Source organism: Halomonas sp. AOP13-D3-9 (assembly GCF_052379125.1).
Classification (GTDB): domain Bacteria; phylum Pseudomonadota; class Gammaproteobacteria; order Pseudomonadales; family Halomonadaceae; genus Vreelandella.
The window spans coordinates 51,195-71,160 of the sequence record NZ_JBQSYH010000007.1 but is presented as its reverse complement, the minus strand read 5'-3'; the positions used below and the strand labels follow the sequence as shown (position 1 = coordinate 71,160).

Annotated in this window: 16 protein-coding genes; 12 read left to right on the top strand and 4 right to left on the bottom strand. The window is 54.1% G+C overall.

Annotated elements, in window-relative coordinates; all coding sequences use genetic code 11:
• Window positions 1-12: 12 nt before the first annotated feature.
• Window positions 13-1,728 (bottom strand): DEAD/DEAH box helicase, encoded by a 1,716-nt coding sequence (locus ACT3UM_RS09310; RefSeq protein WP_035577231.1) that lies wholly within the window; start codon window positions 1,726-1,728, stop codon window positions 13-15.
• Between the two features lie 584 nt (window positions 1,729-2,312).
• Here ACT3UM_RS09310 and ACT3UM_RS09305 point away from each other — a divergent pair.
• Together ACT3UM_RS09305 and ACT3UM_RS09300 are read left to right on the top strand one after the other, a co-directional pair.
• The gene (locus ACT3UM_RS09305) at window positions 2,313-2,510 is read left to right on the top strand and encodes a CsbD family protein (RefSeq protein WP_498898144.1); all 198 of its coding nucleotides are present in this window, start codon (window positions 2,313-2,315) and stop codon (window positions 2,508-2,510) included.
• Window positions 2,511-2,591: 81 nt separating this feature from the next.
• Window positions 2,592-3,074, top strand: coding sequence for a PRC-barrel domain-containing protein (locus ACT3UM_RS09300; RefSeq protein WP_498898142.1), 483 nt, complete (start codon window positions 2,592-2,594; stop codon window positions 3,072-3,074).
• Between the two features lie 110 nt (window positions 3,075-3,184).
• Here ACT3UM_RS09300 and ACT3UM_RS09295 read toward each other — a convergent pair whose 3' ends face one another.
• Window positions 3,185-4,177, bottom strand: a complete 993-nt coding sequence (locus tag ACT3UM_RS09295; RefSeq protein ID WP_498898140.1) for a glutathione S-transferase family protein — start codon at window positions 4,175-4,177, stop codon at window positions 3,185-3,187.
• 91 nt (window positions 4,178-4,268) lie between these two features.
• A complete protein-coding gene (locus ACT3UM_RS09290; RefSeq protein ID WP_498898138.1) occupies window positions 4,269-5,192 on the bottom strand; it encodes a LysR family transcriptional regulator in 924 nt (307 codons plus the stop codon).
• A gap of 449 nt (window positions 5,193-5,641) precedes the next feature.
• Here ACT3UM_RS09290 and ACT3UM_RS09285 point away from each other — a divergent pair, with 449 nt between their 5' ends.
• The gene (locus ACT3UM_RS09285; protein ID WP_498898136.1) at window positions 5,642-7,366 is read left to right on the top strand and encodes a peptidoglycan DD-metalloendopeptidase family protein; all 1,725 of its coding nucleotides are present in this window, start codon (window positions 5,642-5,644) and stop codon (window positions 7,364-7,366) included.
• 92 nt (window positions 7,367-7,458) lie between these two features.
• On the opposite strand, the gene ACT3UM_RS09280 is transcribed toward ACT3UM_RS09285, so the two are convergent.
• Window positions 7,459-9,093, bottom strand: a complete 1,635-nt coding sequence (locus ACT3UM_RS09280) for a L,D-transpeptidase family protein (protein WP_498898134.1) — start codon at window positions 9,091-9,093, stop codon at window positions 7,459-7,461.
• Window positions 9,094-9,199: 106 nt separating this feature from the next.
• Here ACT3UM_RS09280 and ACT3UM_RS09275 point away from each other — a divergent pair, with 106 nt between their 5' ends.
• The 9 genes from ACT3UM_RS09275 to ACT3UM_RS09235 all read left to right on the top strand — a co-directional run bounded on the left by ACT3UM_RS09275 (window position 9,200) and on the right by ACT3UM_RS09235 (window position 19,948).
• Window positions 9,200-9,922 carry a murein L,D-transpeptidase catalytic domain family protein gene (locus tag ACT3UM_RS09275; RefSeq protein WP_498898132.1) on the top strand — a complete coding sequence of 241 codons (723 nt, stop codon included), beginning with the start codon at window positions 9,200-9,202 and terminating at the stop codon, window positions 9,920-9,922.
• 168 nt (window positions 9,923-10,090) lie between these two features.
• Window positions 10,091-11,215: a CZB domain-containing protein gene (locus ACT3UM_RS09270; RefSeq protein ID WP_498898130.1), complete on the top strand. Its 1,125-nt coding sequence runs from the start codon at window positions 10,091-10,093 to the stop codon at window positions 11,213-11,215.
• Between the two features lie 111 nt (window positions 11,216-11,326).
• Window positions 11,327-12,346 carry a patatin-like phospholipase family protein gene (locus tag ACT3UM_RS09265; protein ID WP_498898128.1) on the top strand — a complete coding sequence of 340 codons (1,020 nt, stop codon included), beginning with the start codon at window positions 11,327-11,329 and terminating at the stop codon, window positions 12,344-12,346.
• A 343-nt stretch (window positions 12,347-12,689) separates the two neighbouring features.
• A complete protein-coding gene (locus ACT3UM_RS09260; protein ID WP_035577204.1) occupies window positions 12,690-14,042 on the top strand; it encodes a NarK family nitrate/nitrite MFS transporter in 1,353 nt (450 codons plus the stop codon).
• Window positions 14,043-14,167: 125 nt separating this feature from the next.
• Complete coding sequence (locus tag ACT3UM_RS09255; protein ID WP_498898126.1) at window positions 14,168-15,445, top strand: nitrate- and nitrite sensing domain-containing protein; 1,278 nt, start codon at window positions 14,168-14,170, stop codon at window positions 15,443-15,445.
• 130 nt (window positions 15,446-15,575) lie between these two features.
• Entirely contained in the window at window positions 15,576-16,268 is a 693-nt protein-coding gene (locus tag ACT3UM_RS09250; RefSeq protein ID WP_498898124.1) for an SDR family oxidoreductase, read from the top strand.
• Window positions 16,269-16,417: 149 nt separating this feature from the next.
• Window positions 16,418-17,410, top strand: a complete 993-nt coding sequence (locus ACT3UM_RS09245) for an LLM class flavin-dependent oxidoreductase (protein WP_498898122.1) — start codon at window positions 16,418-16,420, stop codon at window positions 17,408-17,410.
• A gap of 22 nt (window positions 17,411-17,432) precedes the next feature.
• Entirely contained in the window at window positions 17,433-17,927 is a 495-nt protein-coding gene (locus tag ACT3UM_RS09240) for a GNAT family N-acetyltransferase (protein WP_498898120.1), read from the top strand.
• Window positions 17,928-18,283: 356 nt separating this feature from the next.
• Window positions 18,284-19,948 (top strand): methyl-accepting chemotaxis protein, encoded by a 1,665-nt coding sequence (locus ACT3UM_RS09235; RefSeq protein ID WP_498898118.1) that lies wholly within the window; start codon window positions 18,284-18,286, stop codon window positions 19,946-19,948.
• The last annotated feature ends 18 nt before the right edge of the window (window positions 19,949-19,966 follow it).

Below are 19,966 nucleotides of genomic sequence, written 5' to 3'. Positions count from 1 at the left end.
ACTGATCAATCTTTAGGCGCGTTCGCGACGACGAACCGGCGCATCGCCTTCGTCGCGACGGCGGCGCGGTGCACGCTCTGCCGGTGCGCTATCTTCGCTGATTTCCAGCGGACGACCGGCAACACGGGCACGTGCCATCTTGGTCAGAATCGTTGCGGGCAAGCCGCTCGGCAGTTCGACCACAGAGAAAGCGTTGCGGATATCGATACGGCCGATACGCGCGCCTTCAATACCACCTTCATTAGCCAGGGCACCAACGAGTTGACCCGGCTTAACGCCATCTTTATGCCCCACGGAAACGCGGTAGCGCGTCATGCCTTCGGTCGGGCCGCTAGTGCGTTCACGACGAGCGCCCGGCTTACCGGCGGGTGCGCCATCACGCGAAGGCTTCTCTTTGCGCGGCGCCTGTAGGCGACCAATCGGCGCTTCGTCAGCACGTGCCATGGCGGCAAACGCACAGGTCAGCTCAATCGGGTCATGACCTTCTTCGACCAGACGCTCAATCAGCGCACGCTGCTCTTCGGCGCCTTTGGTTAAAGAGGCAATAACGCGCTGATAGAAAACGTCATCGCGGTGGGCGCGAATCGCACTTTCATCAGGCAGCGGCATTTCGGTCATTTTCTGACCGGTTGCCTGCTCCATCCAGCCTACTTTACGGCCTTCACGGAAACCCGCAAAGGTAATCGCGATGCCGCTGCGGCCCGCACGACCAGTACGACCGATACGGTGGGTGTAGGCTTCCGCATCTTGGGGTAGATCGTAGTTGATAACGTGAGTAATGCGCGATACGTCTAGACCACGCGCAGCCACATCAGTCGCAATCAGCACGTCGACTTTGCCACGCTTCAAGCGCGTAATGGTGCGCTCACGCAGGCTCTGATCGAGATCACCCGACAAGCCTGCGGCGTTAACGCCACGGGCAGTCAGTTGCTCAACCAGCGTGGTACACGCAGCACGGGTACGCACAAAGACGATAGCGCCATCGACCGGTTCAACTTCAAGAATACGCGACAGCGCTTCCAGCTTAGCGCCGCCATCAACGCGCACAATGCGCTGTTCGATGTTCTCGCCGGTCGTGGTGCCAGACTCAATGGCGACTTTCACCGGATTAACCAAATAGCGGTTAACGATGCGCTCAATTTCAGTCGGCAGTGTCGCCGAGAAGAACACACGCTGGGCATCTTTCGGGGTATCGGCAACCACGCGTTTTACGTCGTCGATAAAGCCCATGCGCAGCATTTCATCAGCTTCGTCCAGCACTAAGGCGGACAGGCCATCAAGCTTCAGGCTACCGCGATCCAGGTGATCGATAATACGGCCTGGGGTACCCACAACCACTTGCGCGCCACGCTTCAGGGCGCCCAACTGTTCACGGTACTCTTGACCGCCACATAGGGTGGCAACTTCAAGACCTTTGAGGTTTTGGCCATACTTACTAAAAGAGGCGGCTACTTGCTGCGCCAGCTCGCGGGTTGGCGCCATCACCAACACTTGCGGCTCGCGGCGAGTCAGTTCTAAACGTGACAGTAACGGTAATGCAAACGCTGCAGTTTTGCCGGTACCCGTCTGGGCCTGGCCCAGCATATCGCGGCCTTCAAGCAGCGCAGGGATGGTTTGTGCCTGAATCGGTGAAGGAACTAGGTAGCCCTGTGATTCAACAGCAGACAGAACGGCAGGCAAAAGAGCCAGATCGCCGAAGCTCGGCGAGGCGACAGAAGTCGAGGTCATTAATCACACCTTGGTAGGCCGGTAAATACCGGCAAAAAACATCATAAGCGTCTCTGACTCTGTCATCGCACAACGGCATAAAGTGTGGTCGTTGTCGATAACAGGCACCGCCGTAGCGGTTAAAGCCATCAATGGAGTCGGAGACGCCGGTCGCACCTAGCATCCGGTTGGCAAGCACCGCGTTAACGGGCCAACCGTTGTGGCGACCTACTGCGCCGATCTCACCCGTGTGGTGAAATACTGGAGGCGCGCCATCTTCACAGCAATGAACATCTAGCAATTGGCGAGATGTTCCCGTAAGCGCTGCTACGAATAACTATTAATATTGACTCATTGATAGCTGTGTCATTAATAGCTATTTCATTAATAATTACGTAGACAAACACTCACCGTCATGATGGAGGGGTCAACACATGCGAGGAAGGCGCATCCTAACACCGCATTTTGCTCATGACCAGTTTTTTCACGCACATTCTCTTACCTCGCAATCTTGCACCACAATGAATCAAGCGCTTGCACTTGTGCATATATAGTCTAACCTAAGAATTGCCTAAACAAGTTCACTATTCTCAAGGAGCGATGCGATGAACTGGGATCAAATTGAAGGCAAATGGACAGAAATGAAGGGTAAGGCCCGTTCCAGTTGGGGCGAAATTACCGACGATGAATGGGATCAAATCGGCGGTAAGAAAGACCAGTTGGTAGGCAAGCTTCAACAGAGATATGGCCTTGAACGCGAAGAAGCAGAGCGTCAAGCCGACGACTGGGCCGATAAGCAGTAGGTTCCATTTTAAGTAGGTCGGCATTGTCAGCTATATCCGCTAAACGACCTACCCTTTATCGTAGCCACATGGAGAGATGCTATGCGTAAGACAATTCTGACTACAGCGATCAGTACTGCCCTACTGGGAAGCTTTGCGATGGGCGCTCATGCCCAAGACGAGCCCCAGGGCATGTATTCTGCCGACGACATTCTGGATGCAGAGGTCTATTTTGCCGGCGGTTCCGGTGAAGAGATCGGCGATGTTGATGACATCTTGTTTGATGAAGAGATGCGTATCAGCGCCATCGTGATTGAAAGTGGCTCAGTGCTTGGCCTGGGCGGACGCGAAATCGTTGTCGATACCGATTACTTCACTCTCGAAACCGAGACTGAAGGCGACGGTGACACCGAGCACCGCATCATGGTTGAAGCCAGCCAGGAAGAGGTGGAAGCCTTCCCCGCTTATGATAATGACTGGTGGGAACAGACCAAAGCCAACGCCCGTGACGCTTGGCAAACCACCCAAGAAGGCGCTGAGAGCGCTTGGCAGCGTACTCGTGATGCGGTAAACGCAGGCGAATAAAGTTAAGCCAAGCCAGCAAGCACCAATAAGCAAGCAAAAGGGCCGCCCGTTTGGGTGGCCCTTTTTGGTGGAAACCGCTTAGTGGCGCGTTCACTACTTACGCTACACGTCTATTTACTCCGCACCCCTTTGCCCGGCAAACGCTCTCGGTCGTGGGGCTGCTGAAAATCAAGCAGCGGTCCAGCAGGCACAATCCGCGTAGGGTTAATCGTATCGTGACTGTAGTAGTAGTGGCGCTTGATATGATCCATGTTGACGGTCTCAGCCACCCCCGGCCACTGATAGATTTCCCTCACGTAATTGGAAAGATTGGGATAATCTTCAATGCGCTTAAAATTGCATTTGAAGTGGCCATAGTAAACCGCGTCAAACCGGATCAGTGTGGTAAACAGACGAATATCCGCCTCGGTTAACCACTCCCCGGCCAAATAGCGCTGCCCGGCCAAGCGCGCTTCCATCCGCTCTAGGGCGTCAAACAATGCCTTCACGTGCTTCTCATAAACCGTCTGATCGGTGGCAAAGCCTGATTTATAAACGCCGTTATTGATGTGGTCGTAGACATCGGCGTTTACGTCGTCAATGACACCGCGCAGATCTTCTGGGTAAAAATCCAGGTCGTTGCCGGTCAATTCATCAAACGCACGGTTAAAAATACGTAGCAAGTCTGCAGACTCATTATTAACGATGGCGCTGCGCTGTTTATCCCATAGCACGGGCACGGTCACGCGACCGGTGTAGTGCGGGTCGGTCATGGTATACAACTGGTGATGGAAATCGACGCCGTTAACGGGATCGCCACTGGCACCTTCGTCCTGGCGGTACGTCCAGCCTTGGTCGAGCATCAAAGGGCTAACATGGGACGTGCCGATCAACGGCTCTAGCCCTTTCAACTTACGCATAATCAGCGTGCGATGCGCCCAGGGGCAGGCTAGCGAGACATATAAATGATAACGATCTTTTTCCGCTGGGTAGCATTCACCGTCAGTCTCCGGCTGGCTGCCCACCCAGTCACGAAGCTGGGCGGATTCGCGTACAAATTCGCCACCGTGTTTTTTGGTGTCATACCACTGGTCTTGCCACTTACCATTTACAAGTAATCCCATTGGGCGTCTCCTGAAAAGTCGTTTGGGTTTTTTAGTTATTGCATCACTGTTTTCAGCATACGCCCGCTTCAGGGAGGCTCAAGCGGATGTTTTACGGCCTTTCATTCGAGTCAGTCGAATCATGCAATGCGCACTCGCTTACCACGGCTTGTTTCAGTGCAGCCGCCATCGCATGCGCCGCAGGTCCTGCGCGATCCCGGTCGCGAAAAATCAGCTGAACCGGCACTTCGCGAATCCCCCCCGCGGGCAGTGGCAGCGGTTTTAATTGACCGCTTCTCAACTCATCAGCAATGCGTGTCTCGGGCATCCAGGCAAAGCCAAGACCACGCCTTAGCATATCCAGCGAGGTGTTTAGGTGGCTGACGGTCCAGCGCTGCTCCGCTTTCAACCAGCCAGAGTTGGTTGATTGGCGCAGGGCTGAATCACGCACTACTAACTGCCGATGCTGGGCCAGGTCGCGCAGATCTAACGAACGGCCCAACTGGTGCAGCGCATGCTGGGGGTGTGCCACGGCAACAAAACGCACCGTTACCAACGGCTCGCCCAAGAAGCCCTGCGCCTCAATCCCGGAGATCACCAAATCGGCGCGGCCATCGTAGAGCATTTCAATGCCGCCATTAAGCACACTCTCGTGTAACTGAACGCGCACCTGGGGGTAGGTTTCAGAGAAGCGCTCTAACGCCTTGGCTTGAGCCGCGGCAGGAAACACCTGATCGATAGCCACCACCACTTCTGCTTCTAAACCTGCGGCTAGCCGGGTGGCGACATCCTCAAGTGACGCCGCGCTCTCGATTAATTGGCGCGCACGTCGAAGCAGCAGCTCACCCGCCTCGGTTAATCGCACCTGTCGGCCAATAGGCTCCAACACCTGGACGCCGAGCTGCTCTTCTAATTTATGCACGGCATGGTTCAGCGTGGAAGGGCTTTTATGTACCGCCTCTGCCGCACGCGCAAACCCACCGTGGTCAACCACGGCGGCCAACATTTGCCATTGTGAAAGTGTTACCCGGGACATTTCGATTTCCTCAACGCAATACAGCGAAACAATGCGCTTAATGTTCGAAAAAACTTGTGTTCGAAAACATGGCTAGAATGCCAGGAAATAGCCAACACTTCCGCCCATGCTTTTAAAATGCTTGAGAATAGCCGCTGGCAACAGGCGAAAAGGCACTCAACGCCCCATGAGCGCACAAATACTCGACACTTGTTATATCTGAACTTCAAGAAGCTTAGTTTTTGTCTATAGTTAGCACAGGTTATTTAGTTAGCACGCTTTATGGGTTACATTTGTTAGCAAACGCTGTTTATAAATAGTAATCTCCGCTTGATATGGCTATTTTTGCGTTTAATTACATTTTATGTATAGGCATACAGTCTATGCACCCCTGTCCTCATGGGGTATGGTTTCTGGGTTTATTCACTTAATAGTTAATTTTAATCACGAACTCGGCGGTCCATTTACCCATGTTGCGAATCCTTCATTCGCTGCCTCGCACGCATAAATTATTACTGTTACCCGTGGCCACAATGGTCACTGTGCTGGGCACACAAAAATTATTGACGACATACCAAGATTTAAATCAACCGCATACACCGCTTGAAAGCGTGCTGGTACCGCTTCCAAGTGATTCTACTCCGGGCGTTCCCTCCCTGCGTCAAGAACGCACCCCGGTGGCAGATGCGATCGACCGCGCCTCACGCGCCCTCGACGCAACCCGCGAAAACATCCCCCTCAGCGAGCTGACAGCAACCGAAATCGTTGATCTTGACGTGATTGCCAGCGCAGAGGCCGACATGGCGAATCAGCCAGCTTTGGGCGGCGATGTAACGGTACTGAATACCGCATCACTTAAGGCACCAACGCTTAATACCGCAGCACTGGAAAGCGGTGGACTCGATGACGGTGCGCTGCATATGGCCATTGTGCTAGGCACATTGGCTAGCGGCATGCTGGATGCTGTAGACAGCAGCTCTTCCGTCGAAATTGCCGACGCTACCTCTTATGAGGATTATGGCGTTGAGTTGTTCGGTGATATCTCCTTTCTCGATTTAGAGCTGGCAGCAGAACAGCCGTTTGTGCCTGAGTGGGAAACACACATTGTCGAATCCGGCGAAACCTTTGCCGTATTGGCGCAGAATGAATTAGGTTTGGGCTACAGCGAAGTGATGGCCCTGCTTGAGGATTTACCCGATCAGCGCATGCTAACGAACTGGCGCGCCGGACACAGCTTTGATTACCAGCTGGATGAAGATGGGCGTTTGTTATCGCTACGCATGATGAAAAACACCCGTGATGGCATATTGTTGGAGAAAGATGCAGACCACTTCGCCATCACCACAATTGAACGCCAAGGCGAGCCTGTTCAGCGCCTCTATGCGGGTAGCGTCAGCGGTAGTTTCGCGCGTTCCGCTCAGGCGACAGGTTTGAACAGCGGCTCGGTAACAGAACTAACCAAGCTGCTTGAGAAGAAACTCGATTTTCGGCGTGACAGCCGCCGCGGTGACCGCTTCCAGGTGCTGGTTGAGTCAGACATGATTGATGGGGAAACGCTGGATTCCCGCGTGTTGGCGGTTCATTACGACGGCGAACGCATGGACTTAACCGTTGTACGTAATGCCAGCGACGATAATTTCTATACGCCTGAAGGCGGCAGCCTGGATCCTGCCTTTTCCCGCCACCCATTTGAAGGCAGTTACCGCTTAAGCTCCAGCTTCAATCCACGTCGTAAGCACCCTGTGACTGGCCGCACCAGCCCCCATAACGGCACCGATTTTGCCATGCCTATTGGCACACCGGTAACGGCTCCCGCCAATGGTGTCGTTGAGCGTGTGAGTAACCATCACGCCGCTGGTCGCTATGTCGTTATCCGCCACGACAATGGTTACCGGACGCGCTACTTGCATCTCTCCCGGCCGTTGGTTGAGCAAGGTGAACGAGTGACCATGGGCGAGCGCATTGCCCTTTCAGGCAATACAGGCCGTAGCACTGGCCCTCACCTGCACTATGAAGTCATCGTTAACAATTCGCCGGTGAATGCGATGACCGTCCCTCTGCCCGAAAACACCAGCTTGAGCGGCGACACGCTTATTGCCTTCCAAACCCAGGCCGCACCGATACTGGCCACACTGGAAAGCGGTGAAACAGGGCCGGTTAATGTGGCTAACTATCAGCAGGAAAGCGACGACTAGCACTTCGCCAGCAATCACGAACGCTTATATGTAAAGCACCGCCCTCGGGCGGTGCTTTACGTTGAAGTGCGCTATGTTAACTTTTCAGATGCTTAAACCGGACGCTGCAACGCGGCCAGTAGCGTAGCATCGCGGCGGTAGATGTCAGGCCTAAACTCTACCTCGCCTTCGGCATTCGGCCACGCGGTTAAATAGTGCAGCGCAATGGGAATACGCTGGGTCAAACTCACGTTGCGATCGCTCCCGCCACTCAATAGCGTACTCATTTGGTAACGACTGCCGGTGTCTTGCAGCAGCATCTGGGCTAGCTCAGCTACACCTTCAACCCGAATACAGCCCGAACTGAGCGCACGCTGTTCACGCTGGAATAACCCCCGCGCGGGGGTATCGTGCAAATAGATCATGTCATCGTTGGGAAACCGCACCACGACACGGCCTAGTGGGTTACCTGAGCCCGCCACTTGACGCAGCATAACGCCGCCGGGGCGCTGCCAGTCAATCTCCTCAGCAACCAACTGCTCACCCGACAGACTAATCACCTGGATGTTTTTACGCGCCAAATAATCGATATCGGCACGTACCTGGGGTAACACATCCTCGCGCATAATGGTCGGCGGGATCGTCCAGGAAGGGTTAATGGTTAAATGACTGATCGTGGAGTGAATAATCGGCGTCTCACGGCGCGATGAACCGACCACCACCCGGGCATCCCAATGCTGGCCGTTAGGCCGCACGTAGTGCATCCGGTAGCCGGCAATGTCGACCCACACCCGTGGCTCGGCAGACTGCATCGGACGAATCCAGCGCGCGCGCTCTAGATTGACCCGCAGTTGGTCGATTCGCGCCGCCACCGAAGTGTTCAAGGCCAAACGGGTTTGTTCGCCCACCACGCCATCTTCCTGCAGTAGATGGCGGCGTTGAAAACGCCTCACAGCGGCCTCTAGCGGGGCGTCAAAGGTGCGGCGGTTAGACGCCGCCTGCACGCCAATCATAGGATAAGCACTGCTATCGGCCACCTGTAACTCCGCCTCCCCCCAGAGCGCTAAACGTTGGCGCAGCACGCTTACATCGTCGGCTTCGTCACCTGGGCGCAGCGACTCATCCCGAGCGTCTAGATAGGGCACGCTGCCCAAGTTAGCCAATTGATAATGCTTCTTCAATGTAGCGCGCAACTGCTGATATTCGGCGGATGAGGGGCGGGCCAACGCCATGGCGTTTTCAAGCGCCAGGTCATCGACGGCATGCACAACCCGCAGCAGCGAGTAGCCACGTTCAGGACGCGGCGCATCCCACTGGGACTCGACATCACGCGGGTTCACCTTGCCGCGCTCTAAATGATCCAGCGCCAGCAGCAGCGACCGAGTTGCTTTAGCATCAAACGACGCCTGAGCGGTTTCATCGCCTGCCTGACTGCGCTGAAATTCATCCAGCAGCGTGTCAGCGTGATAATCATCGGGTGTAAGACCGTCGATTTCCAGGCTGTTAAGTGCTGCTACCAATGATTCAACCGCCCTGGCTGTCTGCCAGGCGGGCTGACCATCGCGCAGCTGGTAAAACTCAGCGATGGGGAGCTGATGCGCTTCCACCGTGCTTAACTGCTGAGTCAGCGCCTGCTGTAACGGCACTGAATCCGCATAAACAGTGCTGATGCCTAAAGGGCTGTGGGTAAGCGTTAGACCTAGAGCGACCCCTATCGCCCATCGTCTTAGTGGCAGTATCTCGTTCATCGCCCTCTCCTTGCGTTACTATAGTCTTCCACATCGCCGACCCTGTTTTTTTATCTTAGTCGGCTAATCTTCATAATGACTGATATTGCTTGTAGGATCGACTTTTATGGCTCTTCGATTAAATGTTGCCACGTTATTATTTTCCTTACCTTTTACATTATTTACATTACCGCTACACGCCGCCAGTTTCTTTGCCCAAGTTGATTCAACGCCACCTTCCGGCGTATTGCCTTTAAACCACCAGTTGCAGCAGCTCGCCCCTCAGGCATCACCCGACGCACTGCGCTTAGCCGCTCAAGCCCTTAACTGCGCCGAACCTAATGCCGAGCGTCTGGCAGTGATCGATTACTCCCTGCCATCTACCGAGCCGCGCCTATGGGTATTTGATTTGCGCCAGCATAAGCTGCTCTTCGAAGAGCTGGTCTCCCACGGCCAAGGTTCCGGCGACGCCCAAGCCGAAACGTTTTCCAACACCCCCGACAGCCACCAGTCCAGCATTGGTCTATTTCGTACTATGAACAGCTATTATGGCCGCAACGGCTATTCGCTACGACTAGAGGGACTGGAGCCCAATGTTAATGACTTGGCGTTCGAGCGCGCGATTGTGATCCATGGCGCTGACTATGTGAGTGACGCGTTTATTACCCAAACCGGGAGGCTCGGGCGCAGCCATGGCTGCCCGGCGGTACGTGAAGACGTGACGTACCCGCTGATTGACAGTCTAAAAGAGGATCAGTACGTGTTCGCTTATTATCCTGATGCCGAGTGGCTTGCCACCTCAGCCTTTCTAGGCTGCACAGCTGCCGCCGCACAGCTTGCCCGGCGCTAATGTCCGGGCTTTTAATAAGCATAAGCGTTAACAACCTCAGTCTTGCAGGCAACCAATAGCTCATTTTCATCATTCACGGCAGCTAAATCATGCGCACAGCTGAACTCTCTGCAATACTTTGTGACAAATCAACACAAAACGTTGCTATCTGCCGTAGGTGTCTCTGCCATGTTCACCTTTATGCACCCATATCAAAAAATTCATCGCCTGGAACAGGAAATCGCCGACTTACGCGCTCAGCTTGACGCTGCTACCCCGTCTCCCAGCGGCCGCCTGTTAAGCCTGATGAAACCAGCGCACTCCATCGGCATGCTGCAAGCAAGAGGAGCCGATATGCTGGCTTCTCTGAATAGCGGCATTCAAGAGTACGCCGACCAGTTGGCGGGTGAGCGCGCTACTCTAACGGAGACAGTTAATTTGATTGCCGCGGCTGAACACGCGATCAATGCCTTTGATCAGCGTTGCCACGACACAGAGCATGCCGAAGCGTTACCCCCGTTAGTCCTCGCCAAAACCTTACACGCCCTAAGCCAAATGCAGGTCGGTCTTGCACGCAGTGCGGGCCACGCCCAAGCGCTAGCGGTTAGCACGGCGCTCGAAACGGCCCATAGCCAAGGTCTACTTGGCAGCACTGACGCCGCAACCCAGCCATCGCCGGGGTTAGCAGCCATTGCTGATGACGTTCACCGCTTAGCACTTACGATGCATCGATTGAGCCACCAACTCAGCCTGCTGATGGAACAAGTGAATTGCCAGGTAAGAGAGCACTCACGGGCCGTGGTGAAAAAGCGCTTGGCTGACGATGAGATTGCCCTCTCGGCGCAAACAGCCAAGCAGGCAGTGCATCAACTGGCTGACCAATCCCAGCATATGCACAAGGTGATTCATCACAGCGCCACCGCTGCATTTTTACACTCCGCTAAGCTTGATCATGCGGTGTGGAAGTGCAGACTTTATAAGCAGCTACTGTCTGCCAACACAGATACTCCCTTAGAGGATCACCACCAGTGCCGTTTAGGCCGCTGGCATCAACAGGGAGAGGGTTACCAACGCTACGCACGCAGCGACGCTTATCGAGCGCTAGCGGCGCCCCATCGTCGTATGCACGACAGCGGTGCTGAAGCACTTAAGTTTGCCCGCCTGGGCGACCGCAATGGCCAACTGGCTGCCTTAGGCGTAATGGAAGAGGCCAGCCAGCAGCTTGCCCGTCAGCTGGACAAACTTATGGAGCACGCCATATTCGAGGCGCCCTACTCAACCAGCCATCGCTCTCCGCTAGCAGGGGCGCCTTAAGCGCCCATCATAGAGCTGCCCGCTAAATAGCCTTTCGTCTTCTCTAGCTGCTTATGCCATGCTGTTTCCACTGCAATCACTATTCTCACTAGTGACAATAGGAAAAAGCATATGGCACAGGTCAAAAAGCTAGACCTCGCGTTACAAGGCGGCGGCGCTCACGGAGCCTATACCTGGGGGGTCATTGATCGCCTACTGGCCGATGATCGTATTGAAATTGAAGGTATCAGCGGTACCAGCGCCGGAGCGATGAACGGCGTGGTGATGGCCGATGCGCTGACACGAGGTGATAAAGAGACCGCTCGGCAAGCACTGCACGATTTTTGGCAAGCAGTGAGCCGAGCAGGCATGGCCAGCCCCATCCGCCGCTCTCCCATGGATATCTTAACCGGCAACTGGAGCCTGGATCACTCGCCCGGCTTTGTTGCCATGGATCTGTTAAGCCGAGTGGCCTCCCCCTACCAACTCAACCCACTCAACATAAATCCGCTGCGCGATATCGTGGCCGATCACATTGATTTCGAGCGGGTGAGACAATGCCAGCAGCTCAAGCTGTTTGTGGCAGCCACCAATGTACGTACGGGCAAACAGCGCGTGTTCCGTCGTGAAGAGATGAGCGTTGACGCCGTGATGGCCTCCGCCTGCTTACCCTTTGTGTTCCAGGCGGTGGAGATCGACGGCGAAGCGTATTGGGATGGTGGCTATATGGGTAATCCAGCGCTGTTCCCTCTCATGGAAGAGTGCAGCGCGCGGGACATCCTACTAATACAAATTAACCCTATCAGCCGTAATGAAGTACCCACCTCAGCGTCGGCGATTATGAACCGCCTTAACGAGATCACCTTTAATTCAGCACTGATTAAAGAGATCCGCATGATCGCACTACTTAAGCACGCCCTTGATGAGCAGGGCATTGAAAACTGTTATCAGCAGGCTCTGTTCCACCGTATCAGCGGTGAGCAGGCCCTTGAGGAGCTCTCGGTCTCTAGCAAATCCAATTCCGAGTGGCCTTTCTTATGTCATCTATGTGAACAGGGCCAAGCCGCCGCCGAACGCTGGTTAAGCGAGCACTTCGAGGCCATCGGTAGCCACTCCACACTGGATATAGACGCCGTCTATTTACATGAATAACCGGCATCATAAATCACCATTGTTTAAAACTCCTCCAGCACCAAGATGCCGCAAAATGCGCACTGCATGCCCAATCATGCAGCATACGGTTGGTCTTTCAGTTCTCACATGTTCAGCAAAAATAAATTAACATTTTGATTTTTATCAACAAACAATCAACTGGCAAACTACCTGCATAACTCCTACCAGTGGTGGTAGGCGTGGACCAGGCCCAACTGGGTACGAGTGCGTCGAGCCTGACCTTCAACGATGAAGGCATGTTCTCGTCAATTGTTTACGTAACGCGCTAACTCGTTTGCGTTGCGTAGCGATCAACTCGTTTTATGCCCCGTGAGGCCATCCCATGGACATACGCAATAAAGCCAACCGCATTCGGTTATTCAACTTCTCGACCCCTCAAATGCGCGCTTTCCACTTTTCATGGTTCGCGTTTCATATCTGCTTTTTCGGCTGGTTCGGCATCGCCCCTCTTATGGCGATCGTTCGCGAAGACCTTTCGCTGACTCAAACACAAATCGGCAATACGATTATCGCTTCGGTGGCGATTACCGTCATTGTACGCCTTGCGATTGGCGTATTGTGCGACCGCATCGGCCCGCGTAAAACCTACACCGGGCTACTGTTGCTAGGGGCTATCCCGGTGATGGGCATTGGCTTGGCCGATAGCTTTGAAACTTTTCTATTGGCACGCTTGGCCATTGGAGCCATCGGCGCCTCCTTCGTCATTACCCAGTACCACACCTCGATGATGTTCGCCCCCAATGTGGTTGGCACCGCCAACGCTACCAGCGCGGGGTGGGGCAACTTAGGTGGCGGCACGACACAAATTCTGATGCCGCTGATCTTCTCCGGCATGCTGATGCTGGGCGTTAACGAAGCCTTTGGCTGGCGTTTGGCGATGATGGTACCTGGCGTCGTGATGTTCTTTACCGGTATTGGCTACTGGTTCTTCACTCAAGATGCGCCCAATGGTAACTTCAGCGAACTCCGCGCACGCGGCGAACTGCCTGAAGCTTCAGGTGAAAACGGTGCCGCGCAAAGCTTTCTCGCCGCCGCCAAGGATATTCGTGTTTGGGCGCTGTTCGTCGTTTATGGCCTCTGCTTTGGCGTGGAGCTGACGATCAACAACATTGCCGCCATCTACTTCTTCGATAAGTTTGACCTTACCCTGGCCACCGCTGGCCTGATTGCTGGCTTGTTCGGGTTAATGAATATTTTTGCGCGCACCCTTGGGGGCGTTTTCTCAGACCTTTTCGCCAAGCAAGGGGGCTTGAAAGGACGCGTTCGCTGGCTGTTTATTGCCTTGGTTTGCGAAGGTATTGCCTTGGTGGCGTTCTCACAGATGCACGTATTGAGCCTTGCGATAGGCATCATGCTGGTGTTCAGTCTATTTGTACAGATGGCAGAAGGCGCTACCTACGGCGTGGTGCCGTTTATCAATAAAAAAGCCTTGGGAGCCGTTGCGGGTATTGTTGGCGCTGGCGGTAACGTGGGCGCGGTAGGCGCAGCATTTTTGTTCCGCAGTGAAAGCCTAACGTATCAACAAGGCCTGTTCTATTTAGGCCTCACGGTACTGGTTTTGGCCTCCTGCGTGTTGCTGGTACGCTTTAGCGATGCAACCGAAGCCGAAGAGGCCAAAGCCTACCGCGACGCGGTGGGTGATGACGTAGGTGCAGGCGCTCTGTCGTTACGTTAAATGCTTTCCAGTACACTCATACTCCCCTACGTTGCTGTTCACTCCCATACGCCTATGAAGGGTATGGGAGAATAACAGTAGGGGAGTGTTTACATTTAGGCGGCGAGTCATCAAGGAAAATTTCTATGTCTTCAGCGCAGCAACTGCTCTTAACCGCCATCCGTTGCGATATCGACAACCTTACCCACCTTGCCACCACCGCCGATATAGTCGGTGATATTAGCCGCTTTATTCATATGCTCCAGCGTGAACGGGGCGCCTCGACGATTTACCTGGTTTCCCAGGGTCAACGCTTCAAAACCCGCCGCGACACCTACCGGCAGCACAGCCAGCAGGCTGAGGCATTAATGCGTCAACGGCTGGAAGCGCTCAGCGAGGAGGCCCGCCCTCAGGCCGCCGCGCGATTACTGCGCCGGATTGCCGCCGTTTGGTCCGCCCTCGACGAACTTGGCGCGCTTCGCCAGGCCATCGACACCTTTGCCATCACGCCCGATGCAGCGACCCAGGCGTTTAACCAGTTGACTAGCGGGCTTCTAGCCATTGTGTTTGAAGCCGCAGATACCTCTATCGACCCTGATATTACCCGCACGCTAGTGGCCATTTTCCACTTGATGCAGGGCAAAGAGCTGGCGGGCCAGGAGCGCGCCTGCGGCGCCTTTGGCTTCACTCATGGCCACTTCGACGAGCCTCATCGTGCCTTGCTCAACCAGCTAATGTCGGATCAACAGCGCTGCTTTGACACCTTTGTAGAGTTCGCGACACCTGAAGCGCAACAGGCATGGCAAAAGGAGCTTTCACCACGCACGCTGTCGGGTATTTGCCAACTGCGTGACATCGCCTGCCAGCGCTCATCGACAACGCCATCACACTCCAAACAGACACCTGATACGTTGGGTGAAACCTGGTACGAATTGACCACCCTGCGTATCGACTCAATGAAAAGGGTTGAAGATGCGCTGATCTCACAGCTGAGCGTACTCTGTCACCGCAAAATCGCCCAAGCGCAAGACGCTTTAGAGAAAACTAAAACGCAGCATTGTACTTATGCACCTGCGCCGTGCGAACAACTGCTGGCGCTTAATGATGGGCAACCGTTAGGCGATCTGACCGCCAACGCCCTCACCTCACCATTAGGCCGCTCGCTAATTGAACTCACCCAAGCCCAGGCCAGCCGTTTGCAGGGGCTTAGCGATGAGTTGGAGAATACCCGTAAAGCGCTGCGTGAACGCAAACTGATTGAACGCGCCAAAGGGCTGATCATGGCCCACCAGGACATGAGCGAAGAAGAGGCCTACCGCTTTCTGCGTAAAACCTCGATGGATCAGAGCAAAAGCATGGCGGATATGGCCCAAGCAATACTGGATCTCTCAGCGATGCTAAAGCGTAAAGATGCTAAAACCTAACGCTGATGGGCATTCCCGTTAATGATTAATGAGCAGTGCCGTACCTGGCGGATCAAGGGATGTTTGCAGGATGGCATGAGGTTAGCCATGCTTAAGACTTAACTGTCTAAACGAGCAAGGAGCGCACCCCATGCATAACGGCGTGCTATTAATTACCGGCGCATCCAGCGGCATTGGCGCAGCCACCGCCCGAGCAGCCGCACGTGAAGGCTACAAACTGGTGCTGGCCGCCCGTTCTAGCGACAAACTCACCGCACTTGCTCAAGAGCTGGGGCCGGAAAACGTGCTGACCTGCGAGCTAGACGTGACCAACATGGAGCAGCAACAGGCCATGGTCGAGCAGGCACTGGAAACCTTTGGTCGGCTGGATGCCGTCTTTGCCAACGCTGGCCGTGGCGGCTCACCCGGCGGCTTTAGCGAAGCTGACCACGACGCATGGCGCGAGATGATCCTGACCAATATCTATGGCGTGGGACTGACTATTCAAGCCTGCTTGCCCGCACTGAGACGTAGTAAAGGCCATGTACTGCTGACCGGCTCAGCCGCAGGCCGCACGACCATACCAGGCTCTATGTATAGCGCAACTAAATGGGCGGTCACGGGAATCGGCTACAACCTGCGCGAAGAGCTGCGCGGTACCGGTATGCGTGTGACGCTGATCGAACCGGGAATGGTCGACACGCCCTTTTTTGATGAACCGCCGACCCATGCCTTAGAGGATCGCGACATTGCCAATGCGGTAGTTTACGCGCTGGCTCAGCCTGCCCATGTCGATGTGAATGAAATTCTTATTCGCCCTACTCCGCCTTTAAGTGAGGAGTGAGGAGTGAGGAGTCAGCGAACCTGTATATCCGTCACCTGAATAGTCGGCACCTTGTAATTCACCTGCACTGGCCGCATAACGTGTAATTACCAAGCGCGCTAAGTAATTTTTCCACTCTACGCGCCCACGAATTAATTTGCAGGTGACCCATGAGCCAACTCGCTTCCACGGCACTTTCCGTCCTCGACCTGGCACCCATCCGCCAGGGCGGCAGCGCCGCTGAGACCTTCCGCGATAGCGTTGCCCTTGCACAATTAACCGAGCAGCTAGGCTTTACCCGTTACTGGCTCGCCGAGCACCACAATATTGCCGGTATCGCCAGTGCAGCGACCTCTGTATTGATCGGTCATATTGCTGGGCAAACGTCCTCTATCCGCGTAGGTAGCGGTGGCATTATGCTGCCTAACCATCCGCCGCTAGTGATTGCCGAGCAGTTCGGCACCCTGGAAACGCTCTACCCTGGCCGTATTGACCTGGGCTTAGGACGTGCGCCGGGCTCGGATGGCGCCACCATGCAGGCGATGCGGCGCAACGCCCATGCGGGGGTCGACGATTTTCCACAACTGCTTAACGAGCTGCGCAGCTACTTAGCCGATGCAGAGCCCCAACAGCGTGTGAAAGCGGTGCCTGGCCAGGGTACCCATGTGCCTATTTGGTTACTGGGTTCCAGCGGCTACAGCGCACAGCTGGCGGCTAAGCTGGGCCTACCCTTTGCGTTTGCTGCTCAGTTTGCGCCGGGTTATTTATTTGAAGCCCTGCGCTTATATCGCGACAACTTCCGTCCATCACAACACCTCGACAAGCCCCACGCCATGGTCGGCCTACCGGTGATGGCCGCAGAGAGCGACGCAATGGCTCACTACCTGGCCACGACCGCGCAGCAGAAGTTTTTAAACCTGATCCGCGGCAAGCCAACTCAGTCACAGCCACCGGTTGAGCAACTGGATTGGTCCCCGGTTGAGCAGGCCCAAGTCAGCCAGTTTTTAGGCGCGGCGATTATTGGTGGGCCAGAGACGGTGAAAGCGGAGCTAGAGGAGTTCCAAGCGCGCACTGGCGCCGATGAGCTTATGATTAATAGCGATTTTTATAACCACGCTGACCGCCTGCGTAGCTACGAAATTGTGGCTGAGGCAGCCCGTTAAGCGCTTCGCTGTACAGGATACTATGACCACACTCGCTTTCTCTCCAATGAAGGATGACGATTTTGCTGCTTTCTGGCCAACTTTCCAAGCCATTGTCGCAGCGCAAGAAACCTATGCGTTTGATCCCGATATCAGCTTTGAAGCTGCCCGTCAGCTATGGTGTAAAACGCCTAATGCGAGTGTGGTTGCCAAAGATGAAAATGGCCAAGTGCTGGGTGCCTACTACTTAAAAGCCAACGCGGCAGGCCCTGGTGGCCATATATGCAACTGTGGCTATATGGTCACCCCTGCCGCACGGGGCAAAGGCGTAGCGCGTGCCATGTGTGAACATTCCCAACAACAGGCACGGGAACTGGGTTTTTTAGCCATGCAGTACAACGCCGTGGTCGCCACCAATGAGGTCGCCGTCGCCTTATGGCAGAAACTTGGGTTTAGCATTGTCGGTACCGTTCCTAATGCCTACCGTCATGCGCGCCTTGGGTTTGTCGATACCTATGTGATGCATAAGACACTTTAACCGTTACATTTAAAATAACGATTAAAGGCATTGGCTTGAGTTAGGGGGTTTACACCCTTAGCTCAGGCTTTTCTTTTTTCTTATCGCCTCTCCCTTCTACCATGAGAAGCAAACACCTCCTTAAATAATCGACTACAAGCATCCAAAAAAGCCTCTTATTTTCCAAAAAAAGGCCTCTATAACGCTTGCAAAAAAACAAGCAAACATTTAACTATACAATTTTATAACGATTAAGCATTTAAAAATATAATACATTAAAAACAACTTAATTAACCAGCTAAGTCAACAAGTAATTGATACCTTCTAAAGCTCCCTTAAGCATCAATACAGGTGCGGGGAGTATTGGAGGAGTATCAATGCAAAATATATCCGTTAAGAGAGTGATTGCCGGAGCATTGATCGTGCTTTTAGCGATGATCATAGTGCTGGGTGGTATGGGCGTGATGGAAGAGCGCGAGGCAGCGCAACTGCTAGCAGAAATTAATGAGATAAGCGCTCAGCAGGCGAGTGCTGCTAACCGTGCAGAAACAAACCTAATGGAGGTTCGGGTAAGGTTAGAGCGTATGTCCCAGCACTACCAGGCTGGTAACGAAAACAATGCAGAGCGGGCACTAGGGGAAGCGCTGCAGAGTTTGCAGAGATCCGACCAGCGTATTGCAGAGCTCTCAGGCCTTAAGCTCCCGGTTGATTCCGAGCGTCGCCCACTTATTGCTGACATTGTCGATAGCTACAACCTTATTGTCACTGACGAACTAAGGAACGATTTGGCTAATGATCGTTATGAGGCTCTTGATGAATATAGGAATTCCATCAATCAGAAATTTTCAAGTTTCAGCACTGCGATCAGTCATTTCAATGATTACGCACTCAGCAGAGGCAATCAAGTTTACTCGGAGGCCCAGCACGACAGCGTTATGTTTGGTATCACCGTGGGCGTTCTTATCTTAACGGCCATAGTGCTCTACATTGTGGTACAAATAATGATTAATCGGCTCGTTATTAATCCACTCCAGCGTGCGGTTCGCATCTGTGAAAACATCGCCAAGGGGGATTTGACCAGCCATATTGACACTCTAGGACGTAACGAGATCGGCCGCCTTTATAGTGCCATGGAGGATATGCAAGAGCGTCTGGAAGAGATGATTGGCACACTCAATCAAAGTAGCGAAGCCGTCGCCTCTAGTTCCAAGCAAATCGCTAGCGGCAGCCAAGACCTCGCCTCACGTACCGAACAACAAGCCGCGGCTTTGCAGCAAACCGCCGCGAGTATGGATGAAATTTCATCGATTGTGCGGCAGAACGCGGACACCGCTGGTCAAGCGCAACAGCTAACCCAAGACGCAGCACAACAGGCGAATACCGGCAAACAGGCCTCTGAGCGCACTAGCCTACTGATGCGCGAACTGGAAGAAACCTCCCTCAAAGTCCACGATATTGTTCAGGTGATTGACTCTATCGCCTTTCAAACCAATATCCTGGCGCTGAATGCGTCGGTGGAAGCTGCCCGGGCAGGCGAACATGGCAGAGGGTTTGCAGTGGTGGCCAGTGAAGTTCGCTCATTAGCCACAAAAACGTCCACCTCTTCGAAAGAAATACGCACCATGATTGAAGATATCTCGCAGCGTATTGTGGTGGGGGCGGAACAAGCAGCGAAAAATGGCCATGATATGGCGGAAATTAACGAGGCCATTCGTAAAGTGACGGAAATGATGCAAGAGCTTGCGCTCGCCGCAAAAGAGCAAGAGTCAGGCATTAGCCAAGTGAGTACGGCAGTTTCTCAGATGGATTCCGCCACCCAGGAAAATGTGTCATTGGTTGAAGAGACTAGCACGGCATCTGCATCACTCCAGGATGAAGCCTCTCGTTTGGCCGAGTTAGTCACCACCTTCAAACTGAAGCGCGTGACCAACAGTGGTACGGAAAGCCCCGCCGTCACTAGCTCACAGCAGACGTTTGCAGCGACTCGCGCTTACCCATCTAAACAATTGCCTAGCACCACGCCCGATTGGGAGGAGTTTTAGGCCACACTTCGGGGCCAG